Origin of the sequence: Sorangium sp. So ce327, from assembly GCF_051530205.1 — a bacterium.
GTDB classification, from domain to species: domain Bacteria; phylum Myxococcota_A; class Polyangia; order Polyangiales; family Polyangiaceae; genus Sorangium; species Sorangium cellulosum_B.
This window is the reverse complement of the sequence record NZ_CP150330.1, coordinates 9,724,535-9,741,723: the sequence shown is the minus strand read 5'-3', so window position 1 is coordinate 9,741,723 and position 17,189 is coordinate 9,724,535. Positions and strand designations below refer to the sequence as shown.

General features: G+C 74.0%; 14 protein-coding genes. 11 read left to right on the top strand and 3 right to left on the bottom strand.

The annotated features are described in order from the left end of the window. Positions 1-47 precede the first annotated feature (47 nt). Positions 48-197 carry a hypothetical protein gene (locus WME95_RS36530; RefSeq protein WP_437903947.1) on the bottom strand — a complete coding sequence of 50 codons (150 nt, stop codon included), beginning with the start codon at positions 195-197 and terminating at the stop codon, positions 48-50. 133 nt (positions 198-330) lie between these two features. Here WME95_RS36530 and WME95_RS36525 point away from each other — a divergent pair, with 133 nt between their 5' ends. From WME95_RS36525 to WME95_RS36490, 8 genes are all read left to right on the top strand, one after another. Then, positions 331-1,080 (top strand): hypothetical protein, encoded by a 750-nt coding sequence (locus WME95_RS36525; protein WP_437903946.1) that lies wholly within the window; start codon positions 331-333, stop codon positions 1,078-1,080. Between the two features lie 117 nt (positions 1,081-1,197). Next, positions 1,198-2,196: an ABC transporter ATP-binding protein gene (locus WME95_RS36520; protein ID WP_437903945.1), complete on the top strand. Its 999-nt coding sequence runs from the start codon at positions 1,198-1,200 to the stop codon at positions 2,194-2,196. Then, positions 2,193-3,029, top strand: a complete 837-nt coding sequence (locus WME95_RS36515) for an ABC transporter permease (RefSeq protein WP_437903944.1) — start codon at positions 2,193-2,195, stop codon at positions 3,027-3,029. The genes WME95_RS36520 and WME95_RS36515 overlap by 4 nt, the downstream gene beginning before the upstream one ends. Positions 3,030-3,070: 41 nt before the next feature. Continuing rightward, positions 3,071-3,877 carry an ABC transporter permease gene (locus WME95_RS36510; protein WP_437544348.1) on the top strand — a complete coding sequence of 269 codons (807 nt, stop codon included), beginning with the start codon at positions 3,071-3,073 and terminating at the stop codon, positions 3,875-3,877. Positions 3,878-4,219: 342 nt separating this feature from the next. Continuing rightward, positions 4,220-5,044, top strand: coding sequence for a hypothetical protein (locus WME95_RS36505; RefSeq protein ID WP_437903943.1), 825 nt, complete (start codon positions 4,220-4,222; stop codon positions 5,042-5,044). Between the two features lie 68 nt (positions 5,045-5,112). Next, positions 5,113-6,504, top strand: a complete 1,392-nt coding sequence (locus WME95_RS36500) for a sigma 54-interacting transcriptional regulator (RefSeq protein ID WP_437903942.1) — start codon at positions 5,113-5,115, stop codon at positions 6,502-6,504. Then, on the top strand, positions 6,504-9,662 hold the full coding sequence (locus WME95_RS36495; RefSeq protein ID WP_437903941.1) for a CHAT domain-containing protein: 3,159 nt from the start codon (positions 6,504-6,506) through the stop codon (positions 9,660-9,662). The genes WME95_RS36500 and WME95_RS36495 overlap by 1 nt, the downstream gene beginning before the upstream one ends. Positions 9,663-9,714: 52 nt before the next feature. After that, on the top strand, positions 9,715-10,038 hold the full coding sequence (locus tag WME95_RS36490) for a hypothetical protein (protein ID WP_437903940.1): 324 nt from the start codon (positions 9,715-9,717) through the stop codon (positions 10,036-10,038). Positions 10,039-10,050: 12 nt separating this feature from the next. Here the strand turns inward: WME95_RS36490 and WME95_RS36485 are convergent, their stop codons facing one another. Next, complete coding sequence (locus WME95_RS36485) at positions 10,051-13,602, bottom strand: protein kinase domain-containing protein (protein WP_437903939.1); 3,552 nt, start codon at positions 13,600-13,602, stop codon at positions 10,051-10,053. A 99-nt stretch (positions 13,603-13,701) separates the two neighbouring features. On the opposite strand from WME95_RS36485, the gene WME95_RS36480 reads away from it, so the two are divergent. Both WME95_RS36480 and WME95_RS36475 read left to right on the top strand, forming a co-directional pair. Further along, positions 13,702-14,661, top strand: a complete 960-nt coding sequence (locus WME95_RS36480) for a pseudouridine-5'-phosphate glycosidase (RefSeq protein ID WP_437903938.1) — start codon at positions 13,702-13,704, stop codon at positions 14,659-14,661. After that, a complete protein-coding gene (locus tag WME95_RS36475; RefSeq protein ID WP_437903937.1) occupies positions 14,658-15,548 on the top strand; it encodes a carbohydrate kinase family protein in 891 nt (296 codons plus the stop codon). Before WME95_RS36480 ends, WME95_RS36475 begins: the two co-directional genes overlap by 4 nt. A gap of 19 nt (positions 15,549-15,567) precedes the next feature. Here WME95_RS36475 and WME95_RS36470 read toward each other — a convergent pair whose 3' ends face one another. After that, complete coding sequence (locus WME95_RS36470) at positions 15,568-16,242, bottom strand: glutathione S-transferase family protein (protein ID WP_437903936.1); 675 nt, start codon at positions 16,240-16,242, stop codon at positions 15,568-15,570. 71 nt (positions 16,243-16,313) lie between these two features. On the opposite strand from WME95_RS36470, the gene WME95_RS36465 reads away from it, so the two are divergent. Further along, positions 16,314-17,156 (top strand): DUF6597 domain-containing transcriptional factor, encoded by an 843-nt coding sequence (locus WME95_RS36465; RefSeq protein WP_437903935.1) that lies wholly within the window; start codon positions 16,314-16,316, stop codon positions 17,154-17,156. The last annotated feature ends 33 nt before the right edge of the window (positions 17,157-17,189 follow it).

The window sequence follows — 17,189 nt, the reverse complement described above, 5'->3', positions numbered from 1 at the left end:
CCATCGCGGAATCGGGCCGCGCGTCGCGTTCTCCTGCCTCCGAACGTTTACGTGGTCGTGGTCGTGGTCGTGGTCGTCGACGATAGGCCGTGAACGACCACGACGACGACCACGTAAACGTTCACGTAAACGTAAACGTTCAGGTTGGTGACCGATGGTGGGTGGAGGAGGGCGGGCGGCCCGCTGACCAATGCCACCCGAGAAGGGAACCGGCGCCGGACGTCGCGCGTAACCCACGCGGAGGCGCGCTGCGCCGCCAAGCCGTGCGCGCCACAGGCGCGGCGCGTTGCATTTCACCGCGAGAAAGGCGTTCTTATGAATCGTCATGCGATGGTTTTCGCTGCGGGTTTCGTCGCGTCCGTGAGCCTTCTCGGCGCCCTGAGCGGGTGCTCGAGCGCGAGCGGCGATCTCGACGACCTCGACCTGGAGCCTGCGGCCTACGCCATGACCAGCGACGTGGCGCTGTGTGATGACAGCTCGGGATCCGCGTGCGTTCCGCGCGACGAGGCCCCAGCTCCCACCGACCTCGGCGGGGTAGTGGCGGAGCCGACCGGGATTTCGCCGGACGACTCCGCACCGTCGGCCGTTCCGCCCGGCGCCGCGTGCCCACCGGCCCCCAACCTCGGTACGTGGGGCGGCACGCCGCTGGCGACCGCGATGGGCAACATCACGGTGCAGCAATGCACGTATACCCCTGGCTCGTACGTGTGCTCGAATTTCGCGAACGGCTTCTGGTGGCAAGCGCAGCAGAACGGGCTCAATGCAGCGATCTTCAGCTTCGGCTGCACGAACGTCGGACACGCGATCAACGCGATCCAGAGCGACTGCACGGGCTGCGCCTCCGACATGCAGCGCTATTGCCTCGTCGAGCCGCAGACCGGCGCGGCCGTCGCGTGCTGGGTGCAGCGGGGCGGCGCGCCGGCCGTGCCGTCGTTCGTCTACGACACGCTCCAGGCTTGCTACCCCTGGTACCGGGCGTGCATCACCGCGGGGAACTCCCGCAATCCTCCGGGCGTGCTCTACGCGACCTCGAACGACTACCGCTACAGCCGCTATTCGCCGCTCGCGAAGCCGGAGTGAGGGCGCGGCCGGGATCGCAAGCGGGCAGGCTCAGCACGTGGGCCGCGTTCGCGGCGCTGGCCGCTCGGCCGAGGTCAAGTATGCTCCCGGGCCGCCCGTGAGACCCTGGCCGCCGTCATGCCGCTGATCGTCGTCGAGGACCTGCGCAAGGCGTACCGGGTGGCCGAGCGCCGGCCAGGCGCCCTGGGCGCGCTCGCCGGGCTCGTGCGCCCGCGCTACCGCGCCGTCGACGCGCTCGCGGGCGTCTCGTTCTCGCTCGAGCGGGGCGAGCTCGTCGGATACATCGGGCCGAACGGCGCCGGCAAGTCGACGACGGTCAAGATCCTGGCGGGCATCCTCGTGCCGGACTCGGGCCGATGCGAGGTGGCCGGCCGCGTCCCGTGGCGCGAGCGCATCGCGCACGTGGGGCGCCTCGGCGTCGTGTTCGGCCAGCGCACCCAGCTCCTGTGGGATCTGCCGGTGATCGACTCGTTCGAGCTGCTCCGGGACATCTACCGCGTCGGCGCGGCCGAGCACGCCCGCGCGCGCGACGAGCTCGTCGCGATGCTCGATCTCGGGCCGCTGCTCGACACGCCGGTGCGGCAGCTCAGCCTCGGCCAGCGCATGCGGTGCGATCTCGCGGCCGCGCTGCTCCACGCGCCCGACCTGCTCTTCCTCGACGAGCCGACGATTGGCCTCGACGCCGTCTCGAAGCTCGCGGTGCGGCGCTTCGTGCAGCGGCTCAACCGCGAGCGCGGCGTCACGGTGATCCTGACGACGCACGACATGGATGACATCGAGGCCCTCTGCTCGCGGGTCATCCTCATCGCCGGGGGTCGGGTGCTCTCGGACGGCTCGCTCGAGGCGCTGCGCGCGCAGGTCACCGCGGAGCGCTGGCTCATCGTGGACCTGGCGGACCCCGCGGCGGAGATCGCCGAGCCGGGCGCCGAGGTGATCCGCCGCGAGGGCGCCCGCGTGACGCTGCGCTTCGACCCTGCCGCGATCTCGACGGCGGAGCTGGTCGGGCGCGTCACGGCCCGCACCCCGGTGCGCGACCTCCTGGTCCAGAACCCGCCCATCGACGAGATCGTGGCGCGGCTCTACGGCGAGGGCGGCGAGGCGGGGGCGCCGCCGTGAGCGCGCCGTTCGAGCGCTTTGCGGCCAACTTCGCCGCCTGTGCCGCCGTGTTTCGGGCGCGCAGCCGCGCGCTCCTGCAGTACCGGGCCGCCGCCGCGGCCGGGTTCGGCACGCAGCTGTTCTGGGGGTTCATCAAGGTCATGGTGCTCGAGGCGTTCTACGGGAACGCCGTCTCGGGCGCGCCGCCGCCGATGGCGCTCGGACAGGCGATCACGTACACGTGGCTCGGACAGGCGTTCTTCCAGCTGCTGCCGTTCTCGACCAACCCCGACCCCGAGGTGCGTGAGCTGATCCGCACCGGCGCGGTGGGCTACGAGCTGGCGCGCCCGCTCGATCTTCACGCGCTCTGGCTCGCCCGCGCGCTCGCCGCGCGCGTGGCGCCGACGCTGCTGCGCGCGGTCCCCATGTTCGCGGTCGCGGTGCCGCTCCTCGGGATGGGGCTGCCGCCGTCGCTGGCCGCCGCGGGCGCGTGGGCGGCGGCGATGGTCGGCGCGACGGCGCTCGTGGGCGCGTTCGCGACGGCGGTGACGTCGACGATGCTGTGGACGACGTCCGGCGACGGCATCGCGCGGATCGTGCCGTCGCTCGTCCTCGTCGCCTCCGGCATGATCGTGCCGCTGCCGCTGTTTCCGGCGTGGATGCTGCCGTGGTTCGACGCGCTGCCGTTCCGGGGCATGGTCGACGCGCCGTTCCGGCTCTACCTCGGGCACCTGCCCGCGGGGGCGCTCCCCGGCGTGTTGTTGCACCAGGCGCTGTGGACCGCCGCGTTCGTGGCGCTCGGCAGGGCGATGGTCGCGCGCGGCCTGCGCCGGCTCGTGGTGCAGGGCGGTTGAGGGGCGAGGCGAGGGCGAGGCGAGGGCGAGGAACAGACGAGATGTCGCTCGATGCAACGAGGCTTTACCTCCGGCTCGCCGCCGCGTCGCTGCGGGCGCAGATGCAGTATCGCGCGTCGTTCGTGATGTGGTCTGTCGGGCAGTTCATCACGGTGGGCATCGAGCTGCTCGGGGCGTGGGCGCTGTTCGACCGGTTCGGCGCGGTCCGAGGGTGGCGCTTCGCGGAGGTGGCGCTGCTGTTTGGACTCGTCAACGTCTCGTTCGCGCTCGCCGAGTCGTTCGGCCGCGGGTTCGACACCTTCTCCGGGATGGTGAGGTCGGGCGATTTCGATCGGCTCCTCCTGCGCCCGCGCTCCACGGCGTTCCAGGTCGCCACCGGGGAGTTCCAGTTCCTGCGCGCAGGGCGGCTCGCCGTCGGCCTCGTGATGCTCCTGTGGGCCGGTAGCGCGCTGAGCGTGGGGTGGACAGCGGCCAGGCTGGCGCTGCTCGCCGGCGCGATCGTCGGCGGGGCCTGCGTGTTCTACGGGCTCCTCGTGCTCCAGGCCACGCTGTGCTTCTGGACGGTCGAGTCGCTGGAGATCATGAACGCGTTGACCTATGGCGGCACGGAGGCGGCGCAGTACCCGCTGACCCTGTACCGCGACTGGTTCCGGCGCTTCTTCACGTTCGTCGTGCCGCTCGCGTTCGTGAGCTACATCCCCGCGGGCGCGCTGCTCGATCGCCCCACGGTCCCCGCGCTGCCCGAGGCCGCGCGCTGGGCGTCGCCGCTCGTGGGGGTGGCGTTCCTGCTCGTGTCGCTGCGCATCTGGCGGTTCGGGGAGCGGCGGTACCAGTCCACCGGGTCCTGAAGCAGCGGGCGGGAGGCCAGCGCAAAGGGCAAAGGCCGCCGCGCTGTCAGCAGGCGCTGTCAGGTGTCATCGATCGCTGACAGCTGTCGATGGTCGCTGACAGCCGGAGGCGGTGCGCGGCGGCGCGCTCCCCAGGAATGCGGGCGCGGCGGGCTCGGCACGCTGGCTGCAAAGCGTTGACGCGTTGACGTGTTGACGCGTTGACGCGTTGACGCGTTGAAACGCCAGAGCGCCAAAGCGCCCCGGCGTCCAGACGGCAGCGAAGAACGGGCTTCGCGCGCTGGATATCAACGGAAACCGGCGAGGCGGCACGCGCCGCCGCGTCGACAAGGAGGATGTTCCATGCTCTCTCTCAACAAGACCTTCGGTCACCTCGGAATGGCTCTCTGCAACTCCACCCTCGCGCTCTCGCTCCTCGGCGCCGCCGCGCTGATGCCGGGCTGCGTCGCCGGCACGGACGAGCCGGGCGACGGCGCGGACGCGCTGGGCGACGGCCTGGACGACAGCTCGGGCGAGGCCGAGGACGTCGGTGAGGCCGAGTCGGCGCTGGGGGTGAACGACGTGGGCGTCATCCCGGCAAGCGCGTGCCCCTCCAATTTCGATCAGATCTCGATCTTCATGGACGACGAGGACACGAGCAACGGCAACGATCACGCCGGCTGGATCGGCGCGACGCAGAGCGGCAGCAACACCAGGTTCGTCTTCTGCCGCGTGCCGGGGAGCTTCTTCAAGCCGCTCGACAGCGGGGAGCCGTACGCCGTGCTCAGGCTCGGCAGCGCCTGCCCCGCCGGCTCCGAGGCGTTCTCGCGCACCTTCGACAACGAGGACACGTCGAACAGCAACTCGTCCACGGGGAACATCTTTCCCAACACCTCCACGCAGAGCCCCTCGAAGACCACGCTCGGGTTCTGCCTGTTCCGCGGCAGCGCCGGCGCGATGATCGGCTTCCCGAACCTCGGCTTCAGCTACGGGATCCTGGCGCGTGCACACCTCTCCGACAGCCAGCTGGACGGCTGGATCATGACGGACGACGAGGACACCTCGAACGCGAACGGCATGTCGTTCTCGTGGATGCCGTTCGACTGGGCCAAGACCAGCGACGCCCTCGACATCGTGAGCAACGAGGCCGACTCCAAGACAAGGCTGCGCACGGCCCGCGTGAAGTGAGATCCGCGCCGCGCGGGGAGGGCCGCGCGCGATAGCTTTCGCCGGGCGATCCACGTACTGTCCGGTGCATGAAGCCAGCCAGGGACGAGCCCGAGCCCTGCACGCTCACGAGCGTGGATCGCGATCGCTCGCTCCGCATGCCCTCCCTCCGTGTCCGCGTCACCTCGCCGCAAGGTCACGTGACGGAGACGCCCCTCGATATCAGCCCTGTCATCGTCGGGACCGGCCAGGACTGCACCTTGGTCGTCCCCGACGCCCGGGTCTCGCGCAGGCACTGCGAGCTGCGCCTCACGCCCGAGGGGGTCTCCCTCCGCGATCTGGGCAGCAAGAACGGCACGCTGCTCGGCCAGACGGCCATCCTGGAGGCGCGCCTCGCCCCCCGGGTGGCCGTGCTCATCGGCGACTCGGAGCTCGTCGTCCACCCGGCCGGCGAGCCCAGGCTCGTGCCGTTGTCGCCGACTGGCATGTTCGGCGGCGCCATCGGCCGGAGCTTCGCCATGCGCGCGCTCTTCGCCAAGCTGGAGCGCGCCGCCGCCACCGATCAGACCCTCCTCCTGCTCGGCGAGTCCGGGACCGGCAAGGAGGTGCTGGCCAGGGCCATCCATGAGCACAGCCCGCGCAGGAGCGGGCCCTTCGTCGTCTTCGATTGCGGCGCGACGACGGCCAACCTGGTGGAGTCCGAGCTGTTCGGCCACACCCGCGGCGCCTTCACCGGCGCCCAGGCCGCGCACGCCGGCCTGCTCGAGGAGGCGAGCGGCGGCACGCTGTTCATCGACGAGATCGGCGAGCTGCCGCTCGAGCTCCAGCCCAAGCTGCTGCGGGCGCTGGAGGCGCGCCAGGTCCGGCGGCTCGGCGCCAGCGATTTCCGGCCGTTCGACGCGCGCGTCGTCGCCGCCACGCACAGGAACCTGCGCGCCCGGGCGGCGGAGGGGCAGTTCCGCGAGGACCTCTATTACCGGCTCGCCGTGGTCGAGGTCCAGGTCCCGGCGCTGCGCGAGCGCAAGGACGACCTGCCCGCCCTGGTGGAGCGCTTCCTCGCCGCGCACAACCCGCCTCGCTCCCTCGCCGATCTGCCGCCGAACGCCCTGTCGCTGCTCGCCGCCCACGACTGGCCGGGCAACGTGCGGGAGCTGCGCAACGTGGTGGCGCGCCTGCTCCTGTTCCCGGAGACGGTCGACGAGCTGCTCCGGCCTCTCAAGGAGGGCGCCGCGGCGGCGCCCCCGCCTGTCCCCGCGCCCGGGCCCGCGGCCGCGGCGGCGCGCCTGGACCCGCTGCTCGAGATGCCGCTGCTCGAGGCCCGCGAGATGGTGATGGAGCAGTTCGAGCGGAGCTACCTGACCGCCTGGCTGGGCCGCCACAAGGGCAACATCTCGCGCGCGGCCGGCGCCATGGGCGTGTCGAGGCAGCTCGTGCACAAGCTCCTCGACAAGCACGGAATACGGCCGAAAGGGGAGCCCTGATGCCGGCCTCGCGGGCCGCCGCCCGCCGCGCGCCGTGGCTCGCGGCGGGCGTGGCGCTGCTGCTCGCGCTGCCGCCCGGCATGGCGGCCGCCCAGGGCCCGGCGGGGCTCAACGCCACGTTGAACGAGGCGGATGTCGCGCACCTCAGGGCGGAGAGGCTCTTCGAGGAGGAGCGCCTGGCCGAGGCCGTCGGTCTTGCCGAGCGCGACGTCGCCCTGCACGAGAAGGTCGTCGCCTTCTACAAGGGCCGGCTGCCGAAGCAGCACACCCCGGCCACGCCGTCGCCCGAGCTGTTCCTCGGCGCGGCGCTCGATCAGCTCGGGTGGGTCCTGATCGAGCTGGGCCAGCACCGGCGCGCCGAGGAGGTCTTCGCGCGCGCCCACGCCATCTACCGGCGCATCCTCGTCGCCGGCGACGAGGAGCTCGCGGGCCTCTCGATCGCCGGGCGCGCGCGCCTGGCGGCCCTCCGCGGCGACAGCGCCGCCGCCGAGGGGCTGCGGCGCGAGATCGTCGGGTTCGACGCGCTGCTGGGCAGCCCGTTCCCCTGCCTCGCCTACAGCGAGGTCGGCCGCCTGTTCGCGATGAAGGCAGACCACGACGTGGCCGAGGCCATGCTCAGGCTCGCCGCGGAGAGCTATGGGAGCGAGCCCACGGTGCAGGCCGAGCTGCTCCGCAACCTGGCCGATCTGGCCCTGGAGAGGGGCGAGCCCGAGGTCGCCGAGCCGCTGCTCGTCAAGGCGCTCGAGGCGGCCAGCGCCAGCGCGCGCGCCGCTGGCACGCCGAGCCCGCGCCTCGCCCGCGTCCTCGACAGCCTGGGCCGCCTCCACCTGGCGATCGGCAGGCCCGACCGCGCCGTGCAGGCGTTCACGCGGGCGCTTGCGCTCCAGGAGGAGGCGCTCGGCCCCGGGCACCTGGCGGCCGCCGAGTCGCTCGACGGCCTCGCGCTCGGACACATGCAGCGCGGCGAGCCGGCGCGGGCCGCGCCGCTGCTCGATCGCGCGCTCGCCATCCGCGAAGAGGTGCTCGGGCCGGGGCACCCGGCCACCGCCGCGCTGCGCCTGCACCTCGGCGACCTGCGGCGCGCGACCGGCGACGACGGCGCCGCCGCCGCGCTCTACCAGCGGGCACAGGCCGATCTCGAGGAGGCGTCGGGGCCGGATCACCCCGCCGTGGCCGAGGCGCTGCTGCGGCGCGCCGCCCTGGCCCGCGGCGGCGGTCGGCCCGATCCGGGGCTCTCGGAGGCGCTCTCGCAGCGGGCCCTCGCGATCGTCGAGAAGGTCTTCGGCCCCCTGCACCCCAGGGTGGCCGACGCGCTCGACGCGCTCGCCGAGGGCCACCTGCGCGCAGGGAGCACCCCGAGCGCGGCGCAGGCCCTCGCGCGGAGCACGGAGATCCGCGACCGCCGCGCGGCGGCGCTGCTCGCGGACAGCTCCGAGGAGCAGAAGCTCGCCGCCGTGGAGGCGCTGCGCGGGCAGACCGACCTCGTCCTGGCGCTGCCCGCGGCGGCCTCGCCGCAGGGCGGCGCGGCGGTGGACCTGGCGCTCACCACGATCCTGCGGCGCAAAGGTCGCGCCCTCGACGCGCTGGCGGCGGGCCGCGCCGCCCTGCGCGATCGGCGGAGGCCGGAGGACGCGCGGCTGCTCCGCGAGCTCGTGGCGATCCAGGGCGCGATCGTCGACGCCATCGTGCGCGGCCCGGGCGCCGTGCCGGCCGCGGAGCACGACGCCGCGCTCGCCGAGCTGGAGCGCCAGAAGGCCCGGCTCGAGGCGGAGCTGGGCAAGCGCGGCGCGACCCTCCTGCGCGACGACCGGCTGGTGACGCTCGCCGAGGTGAAGGCGGCGATCCCGGAGGACGCGGCGCTCGTCGAGATGATCGTGCGCCGCCCCGTGGGCGAGGCCGCGGAGGCCCCGCGCCTCGCGGCGTACGTGCTGCGCCGGCGCGGCGCCGCTCGCTTCGTGGACCTCGGCGAGGCGCGCGCCGCCGCTGGCCTGGTGGACGAGCTGCGGCAGGCGCTGGCGAGCCCGCGCCGCGATCCGGCGCCGGCCGCCCGGGCCCTCGACGAGCGCGTGCTGCGGCCGCTCCGGCCGCTCCTTGGCGACGCGCGCCGGATCCTGATCAGCCCGGACGGCGAGCTCAACCTGGTCCCGTTCGGCGCCTTGCTCGACGAGGGCGGGCGCGCGCTGATCGAGCGCTTCACCTTCACCTACCTGTCGAGCGGGCGCGATCTCGTGCGCTTCCTCCACGATGAGACGCCGCCCGAGCCCGGGCCGGCCGCCGTGCTGATCGGCGCGCCGGACTTCGGCGATCCCGACCGGCAGCGCTCACGCTACCGCCCGGGGGCAGGCCCCGATTCGGTCGAGCTCGGCGACATCCGCTTCCGCCCGCTGCCCGGCACGGCCGAGGAGATCGCGGCGATCGGCGCGGTGATCCCGGGAGCGAAGGCGCTCACCGGCGCCGCGGCGACCGAGGAAGCCGTGCAGGCCGTGGCGCACCCGCGCATCCTCCACATCGCCACGCACGGCTTCTTCCTGCCGCCCGTCGTCGCGTCGGCCGGGCGGGCCCTCGAGAGCCCGCTGCTGCGCGGCGGCCTGGCGCTGGCGACGGCCAACCAGCCCGTCACGGGGCGAGAGGACGGGATCTTGACCGCGCACGAGCTCGCCGGCCTGGATCTCTATGGGACGCGGCTCGTGGTGCTCTCGGCCTGCGAGACCGGGGTCGGCGCGGCCCGCAGCGGCGATGGAGTGTACGGCCTCCGGCGCGCGGTGCTGATGGCGGGAGCGCAGACCCTGGTGATGAGCCTGTGGAAGATCAGCGATCAGGAGACGCGCGATCTGATGGTGCAGTACCACCGCCGGCTCCAAGGCGGCGGCGGGCGCAGCGAGGCGCTGCGCGAGGCCGCGCTCGCGGTGCGCGCCGCGCCCGGCAACCAGCACCCCTTCTACTGGGCCGGCTTCATCAGCGCCGGAGACTGGTCGAGCCTCGATGGCAAGGACGTCCCGCAGCGGCCGGCGCCGCCTCCGCCAGTCGCGCCCGGCCCGCGCGGCTGCGGCTGCGCCGTCGGCCCGGGATCGGGCGGAAGCGCCGCAGCCCTGGCGCTCGCGGCGCTCCTGCTGGGGTGCGTTCGCCGGCGCAGCCGGCCCGAGGACAGGCGCGCTTGAGCTCTTGCACATGAGGACAGAAAAGAAGGAAAACGGTGCGATGCGCAGCAACGTGAGTCGCTCAATTGTAATTTTGCTCACTGTCCTCCTCGCCGCGTGCGGGTCCACCCCGCCGCCCGACGCGCCGAAGTCGCCTGAGGGGGCTGCGGTGCCCGATGTCTCGGCCGCGCCCGACGGGGCGGCGGCGCCCGATGGCTCGGCGCCTGATCGCTCGGCCGCGCCTGCGGCGGGCGGCGTCGCCGAGGAGTGCGTGTGGCCGGCGGGCACCCCCGCCGAGCCGCCGCCGGCTTGCCCGCCCGGCTGCTTCTGGAGCGAGAAGGACAAGGCGTGCAAGCCGGATCGCGGGGTTATCGTGCCCCAGCGCCCGCCGCGCTGACCCGCTGCCCTCTCAGCCCGAGGCGGCAGGCGCCGGACGCTGCTCCAGCCACGCCCGCGCCTCTTCCATCAGCTTCAGCGTGAGCTCGCGCAGCGTCACGTCCGCGGCCTGCGCCTCGGCGAGCGCCCGCGCCACCTCCTCGGGCGGCGCGGCGCCGCGCCGGGCCAGGTGCAGCGCCTCCCAGAGATCGGCGCAGAGCACGCGGTCGCGCTCGCGGTGCTGCTCGGCCACGCGGCGCGCGGCCCGCGCGTCCGCCAGCGCCTCGGCGCTGCGGCCCATGCCGGCGAGCAGCTCGGCGCGCCGGAGCAAGGTCAGCGAGAGCATCGCGTCGCCGCGCTTCTCCTGCAGCCCGACCGCCTCGTCGGCGCAGCGCAGCGCCGCGCCCGCGTCGCCGCAGCGCCGCAGCGCCTCCGCCCTCAGTGACAGCGCCACGCCGCGCAGCGCCGGATCGCCGGCCTCGGTCGCCAGCGCCGCGGAGCGCCCCGCCACCTCCGCCGCCTCGGCCGCGCGGCCGGCGCGCAGCAGGAAGGCCGCCAGGTTCTGCAGGAGCAGCCGGCGCTGCGCCCGCATGCCGTAGCGCTCGGCCCGCGCCGCGAGCCCGTAGAGCCGCTCGATGGCCGCCGCGAGCCGCCCCAGCTCGGCCTCGACCACCGCGAGATCGCCGTCGATCTCGATCTGCCGCCACACCGAGGCGCTGGCCGCCGAGAGCTCGAGCGCGCGCTTCAGATCGGCGTCCGCCAGCTCGAGGTCGCAGCGATCCGCCTCGTAGTCGAGCTCGAACCGCAGCACGCGCGCCGGCAGCTCCAGGCCGGGGCCGCAGCGCACCGCCAGCTCGACCGCCTCCCCGGCGAGCGCCATGGCGCGAGGCCCGCGCGTCACCCCGGCGAGGGCCATCCGCGCCTCGCAGCGCAGCCGCTCGTCGCCGAGCGCGTCGGCGTCGGCCAGGAGCGAGCCGTCGCCGGCGCCCGCCTCGTGCAGCCCGCGGGCCACCTCCAGCCGGTAGATGCGCCGCCGCAGGCCCGCGGCGCTCGCCGGAGCGAGGGCGCTCGCGCTCGCCCCCGGCCGCTCCAGCCGCTGCCTCGCGTCCTCGAAGGCGCGCCCTCGCAAGAGGACGCGCACGATGTCGAGCTCGATCGCGGCGCGCTCGCCGGGATCGCCGGCCAGCGCCGCCAGCCGATCGCCGAGCCCGGCGGCTTCCTCGAAGAGCCCGGCCGCGAAGGCCGCATCCATGGCCCGCCGCAGCCAGGCCCGCGCCGGCTCGACGGCGCCGAGCTTCTCGTAGCCGGCGGCCAGGAACGCCGCGTCCGCGGCGGCGCCCGGCCCCGCGGCGATGGCGTCGAGCAGCGCCCGGTGCAGGCGCGGGAACCAGGGGCGCTTGCGCGCCACGCCGAGCACCGCCTGCCGCACCATCTCCTGCCCGAAGCCGATCTCCGGCGGCTCCCCCGACACGGTGAGCATTCCCGCCTCGACCCAGGCGTGCACGGCGCTCTCGAGCAGCTCGTCGCTGGCCACCACGCGGTAGAGGACCTCGAAGCCGAGGCCGCCGCCGTACAGGGCGATCGCGGCCAGGGCGCGCAGCCCCGCGCGCTCGGCGTCGCTGCCCGGCTCGAAGTAGCTCGCGAGGCGGTCCTCGACCAGCTCCGCGACGCCGGGCACCTGCTCGTGGAGCGCCCGCCCGGAGGCCGCCTGCAGCACGCCGTCCTGCCACGTGATGGCGCCCGTCTCGCGCCAGGCCAGGAGCGCGTGCACCGCGAAGAAGGGCACGCCGCCGGAGCCCCGCGCCACCGTCTGCGCGAGCTCCGGGGAGAGCGGCGCGATGGCGTGCGCCAGCCGCTCGGAGTCGGCCTCGTCCAGCCGCTCCAGCGCGAGGTGCTTGATCCCGGGCCGTATCCTGGAGCGCACGGCCCCGAGCAAGGCCCGCAGCTTCGGGGACGGGCTCGGCTCGTTGCGGGCCGCCGTGAGCACGAGCAGCGGCGCGGGATCGCCGCCCGCGGCCTGCTCGGCGAGCAGCGAGAGCAGGCGCAGCGTCGTCGGGTCGGCCCACTGGAGGTCGTCGAGCGCGAGCAGCAGCGGCTCGGCGGCGGCCCGGAGCAGCGCCGCCTCGACCCCCTCGAGCGCGCTGTCCGCGTCGCCGGCGCTGGGCAGCGCGGCCGGCGCGAGCGCGCGATCCACGGCGTCGGAGAGCTGGGCGAGGGCCGCGCGGCCGCCGGGCGGCAGCGTGTCGATGGCGCGGCGCAGCGGCCGCAGCGGGCTCCGCCGCTCGGGCGAGCAGCTCCCGCGCAGCACGCGCTCGGCCGGCAGCCCGGCCGCCTCGATCCCGGCCTGGAGCACGCGCGTGCGGCCGATACCGAGCGGGCCGGTGATCACCACGAAGCGCGCCCCGCCGGCGATCCGATCCGCGGCGCCCGCCAGCGCCGCCAGCGCCGCTTGCCGGGCGATGAGCGGCGGGTGCACCTTGATCTCGGGGGTCTCGGCGCGGGAGACGGTGCGCGCCGGAGGGGCGTTTGCCCGGGAGACCGTCGGCGCTGCGCCTGTGGCGGAGCCGGAGGTTGCGTCGAGCGAGCGATCGGCGAGCGGCGGCGCGGCCAGCGCGCTCGCCATCTCGGGAAGCGCCGCCGCAGGCTCCCCCGAGGGCTGACCGCGCGGCGCGGGCGGCGCCGCCAGCGCTGGGCCGCCGCCGCCCCGCAGCGTGCGGGCGGCGCGCTCGGCGGCCTGCCCCTCGTGCGGCGCGAACGGCGCCAGCGCGGCGGCGAGCGCGGCCACGTCGGCGGGGCGCTCCGCCGGGTCCTGCCGGAGGCAATGCAGCACGGCGGCCTCCAGCGCCGGCGGGGTGCCGGGGCGGGCCGCGGCGAGCGGCGCCGGACCGCGCTGGATGGCCGCGCAGACGTCGAGCAGCGACTCCCCGGGGAAGGGCGGCGCCCCGCTGAGCAGCCGGTAGAGCACGGCGCCCAGCGCCCAGATGTCCGAGCGGGCGTCGGCGGCGCGCGCCGAGCGCATCTGCTCGGGGGCCATGTAGAGGGCGGTGCCTAGCACCGCGAACGTGCTCGTGAGCTGCTCCCCGGCGTCCGCGAGCGTGTGCTTCGCGATCCCGAAATCGATCACCTTCACGAGCTGCGAGCCGTCGGCCCGCCGCGCCAGGAACAGGTTCCCGGGCTTCAGGTCGCGGTGCACGATCCCGCGCGCGTGCGCCTCCGCCAGCCCCTCGCAGGCCTGCAGCACGTACCCCACGGCGACCTCGATCGGAGGCGGCCCCTGCGCCCGCAGCAGCGCGCCGAGATCGCAGCCCTCGAGCAGCTCGAAGACCAGGAATGGATCCCCGGTGTCGAGGAAGCCGAGATCGAAGATGCGGGCGACATGCTCGCCGCGCAGCGCCGCCGCCGCCCGTCCTTCGCGCAGGAAGCGCTCCCGCGCCGCGGCGTCGACCACCGCGTCCCGGCGCAGCAGCTTGAGCGCGACCTGGTTGCCGAGGTGCAGGTGGCGGGCGGCCACCACCACGCCCATCCCGCCCTGGCCGAGCAGGCGCTCGACGCGGTATCTGCCGGCGACGACGTCTCCGAGGCTCACCGGGGCGCTCATGGGCTTCGCGGCGCCCGAGTATAGCGGTGTTCGCTGCGCCGCGGACGCGATATACGCGCCAGACCCTCTCAACCGAAGGATCCCCGCGTGTCGGTCAAGGACCACCTCTCCATCTCGCCCGAGGTCAGGAAAGCGCTCGCTCGCGGCCGGCCGGTGGTCGCGCTGGAGTCGACCATCATCACGCACGGCATGCCGTATCCGCAGAACCTCGAGATGGTGCAGCGCGTGGAGGCGGTAGTCCGCCGGAACGGCGCCGTGCCGGCGACGATCGCCATCATGGACGGCAAGCTCAGCGTGGGGGTGAAGGGGGAAGAGCTCGAGCGGCTGGCCAGGGGGGGCGGCAAGGCGGCCAAGGCCTCGCGGCGCGACGTGGCGGCGCTCCTGGTCCTTGGCGGGCTGGCCGGGACGACCGTGGCGACCACGATGATGGCGGCGGCCTGGGCCGGTATCCAGGTGTTCGCCACGGGAGGCATCGGCGGCGTGCATCGCGGGGCGGAGACGACCTTCGACATCTCCGCCGACCTCGAGGAGCTGAGTCGGACGCAGGTGGCGGTGGTCTGCGCGGGGGCCAAATCGATCCTCGATATCCCCAAGACGCTGGAGACGCTGGAGACCCATGGCGTGCCGGTCCTCGGCTACAAGACCGAGGATTTCCCGGCCTTCTGGGCGCGGCAGAGCGGGCAGAAGGTGGACCACAGGATCGACAGCGCCAAGGAAGCGGCCAGGGTCATCGCTCTGCAGTTCGAGCTCGGCATGGGCGGGGTCCTGGTCGCCAACCCGATCCCCGAGAGCCATGCGATGGACGCCACGGCGATCGAGGCGCGGATCGAGGAGGCGATCCGGTGCGCCGAGGCAGAGGGGGTGAGCCGGAAGGACCTGACGCCGTTCCTCTTGAAGCGCATCTTCGAGCTCACCGAGGGCAAGAGCCTCATCGCGAACATCGCGCTGGTCGAGAACAACGCGGCGGTGGCGGCGGAGATCGCTGTGGCGATGAGCGAGCTCGGGGCCAAGCGCAAGTCGAAGCCGAGGTCGAAGGCCAAGGCATGAGCGCGGCCGGCCGCGTGCTCGTGGTGGGCGACGTGATGACGGACGTGATCGTCCGCCCCGAGGGGCCGCTGGTGCGCGGCTCGGACCGGCGCGCCAAGATCGAGAGCCGCCCCGGAGGCTCGGGGGCCAACCAGGCGGTGTGGCTCGGCTCGATGGGAGCGAAGGTGTCGTTCGTCGCCCGGGTCGGAGCCAGGGACAAGCAGCATTTTGAAGCCTATTTCAAGGGCTTCCATGTCGACCCGATCCTCGCGGCCGACCCGCAGTGTCCGTCGGGCGTGCTGGTCATCCTCGTCGACACCGACGGGGAGCGGAGCTTCCTTACCGACCGTGGGGCGAACCTCGCGCTCGAGCCTTCGGACATGCCGGCGGGGCTCCTGGACGAGACGCGGCTGGTGCTCCTCTCGGGTTACTCGCTCTTTGCCGAAGGGCCTCGGGGGGCCGTGCTGCGGCTCGCCGAAGAGGCGCGGCGCCGCGGCGTCCCGATCGCCCTCGACGCCGCGTCCGTGGGCTTTCTGCGGGAGGTGGGGGTCGGGAGCTTCCTTGAGTGGACACGAGGGATGTCGACGCTGCTCGCCAACGCCGACGAGGCAGAGGCGCTCTCGGGCACGGGTGACCTCACAGCGCAGATGATCGCGCTGGGCGCCTATTTCGAGCGGGTGATCATCAAGCGTGGCGCGCGGGGCGCGGCGGTGGGCGGACGGCAGGGCGTGCGCCTCGACGAGCCGGCGCCTCGGGTCGAGGTGGTGGACACGACCGGGGCCGGCGATGCGTTCGCGGCCGGGTTCATCACCGCGGAGCTCCAGGGCGCGCGCGAGGCGGAGTGCCTGCGGCGCGGGATCGAGGCGGGATCGAGGGCGGTGAAGCAGCTGGGTGGGCAGCCGGAGTAGACGGCGTGCCGGGCGGCGATCAGCTCGCCCGCGCCTCCGCTGCGGCCGCGGCCTCGTGCGCCGCGGCGAGCTCTGCGTCCTTCGCCGCGATCCGCTCGAACGCCGGGCGGCTGCACACCCGCGCGACGTAGTCCTTCACCTCCGGCAGCTCGGGCACCAGCTTGAACTTCACCATCCAGTCCAGCGCCTTGCCCCAGAGGACGTCGGCCGCCGAGAATCGATCGCCGAGCAGGTACGGCCCCTTCCGGAGCGCCTCTGCCACCACGCCGAACATCGTATCGAAATCTCCGTACGGCGACATCGACGGCGGCGCCGGATCGCGCTTCATCGCCCGATCGACGACGGCCGGCTCGAAGCTCGACCCGTAGTACGCGATCCACCGGAGGTACGGCCCGCGCAGCGGATCCCTGATGGCCGGGGCCAGGCCGGCCTCCGGGAAGAGATCGGCGAGGTGGATGACGATCGCGACCTGCTCGGTGACGAGCGCGCCGTCGTGCAGGATCGCGGGCACCTTCGCGAGCGGGTTCACGGCGAGGTAAGGGGCCTTGCGCTGCTCCCCGGCCTTCATGTTCAGCACGCGGAGCTCGTGGGGCGCGCCCAGCTCCTCGAGCAGGATGCGCGTGGTCGTCGAGCGCGAGTTCGGTGAATGGAACAAGACGAGGTTGCCCCTCGGGGTCGTGGTCGAATCAGCCATGTTGCTGCCTCCGGGGCGGACGTTACTGCCCGGGCCAGGCCCGGTATTGTAAAAGAGCGCCAAGCGCGATCATGAGCCAGAGCATCACCCCCGAGGACCCCACCCGCGGCATCCTGAACCCGGCCGCCGGCCTCCAGCGCTTCGAGCTGCACCGGCACGCGCCCGCGCCGGACCTGGCCAGGCTCGTCGACTGGCACTGGATCGTCCGCTGGTCGCTCACCGCGCCGTTCGAGCAGGAGCTCTTGCCGCACCCCTGCGTCAACCTGGCCATCGAGGCGCCGGGCTCGGCGGTGCACGGCATCGGGACCCGGCGCGAGGTCGTCCGGCTCGAGGGCACGGGGCGCGTCGTCGCGACGAAGTTCAAGCCGGGGGGCTTCTTCCCGTTCGCGCCCCTCCCCATGCGCCGGCTGGTCGACAGCGTCGTCCCCCTCGCCGAGATCTTCGGCGGCGCGGCCGGGCCGCTCGAGCGCGCCGCGCTCGACCAGCCGGACGACGCCGTCGCGATCCGCGCGGTGGAGGAGCTCCTGCGCGCGCGCAAGGGCCCGGAGGACGCCGGGCTCGACGAGGCGATGGCGCTCGCCGTCCGCGCGCAGAAAGACCGCGACATCCACCGCGCCGAGGATCTCGCCCGGATCGCGGGCGTCTCGGTGCGCACGCTGCACCGCGCGTTCGAGCGGTACATCGGCGTCGGGCCCAAGTGGATCATCCGGCGGTCACGCGTGCAGGAGGCCGCGGAGCGCGTGGCCACGGGCGCGTCCGTCGCGTGGGCGGCGCTCGCGCAAGAGCTCGGGTATCATGATCAAGCGCACCTGATCCGGGAATTCAAGGCCCAGGTCGGCTTCACACCGGCCGTCTATGCAGAGCGGTGCGCGGCAGCGAGGTCGAAAGGCGGCCCGCCCGGCGTGAAGGGGTGAGCTCCGGGTTTACGGCCATTCACAGCGCGAGAA

Bases quoted from the DNA above. Each gene is read 5' to 3' on its own strand.
- WME95_RS36525 (WP_437903946.1), top strand. From the start codon at position 331: ATGGTTTTCGCTGCGGGTTTCGTCGCGTCCGTGAGCCTTCTCGGCGCC.
- WME95_RS36505 (WP_437903943.1), top strand. From the start codon at position 4,220: ATGCTCTCTCTCAACAAGACCTTCGGTCACCTCGGAATGGCTCTCTGC.
- WME95_RS36520 (WP_437903945.1), top strand. From the start codon at position 1,198: ATGCCGCTGATCGTCGTCGAGGACCTGCGCAAGGCGTACCGGGTGGCC.
- WME95_RS36475 (WP_437903937.1), top strand. From the start codon at position 14,658: ATGAGCGCGGCCGGCCGCGTGCTCGTGGTGGGCGACGTGATGACGGAC.
- WME95_RS36495 (WP_437903941.1), top strand. From the start codon at position 6,504: ATGCCGGCCTCGCGGGCCGCCGCCCGCCGCGCGCCGTGGCTCGCGGCG.
- WME95_RS36510 (WP_437544348.1), top strand. From the start codon at position 3,071: ATGTCGCTCGATGCAACGAGGCTTTACCTCCGGCTCGCCGCCGCGTCG.
- WME95_RS36465 (WP_437903935.1), top strand. From the start codon at position 16,314: ATGAGCCAGAGCATCACCCCCGAGGACCCCACCCGCGGCATCCTGAAC.
- WME95_RS36500 (WP_437903942.1), top strand. From the start codon at position 5,113: ATGAAGCCAGCCAGGGACGAGCCCGAGCCCTGCACGCTCACGAGCGTG.
- WME95_RS36470 (WP_437903936.1), bottom strand. From the start codon at position 16,242: ATGGCTGATTCGACCACGACCCCGAGGGGCAACCTCGTCTTGTTCCAT.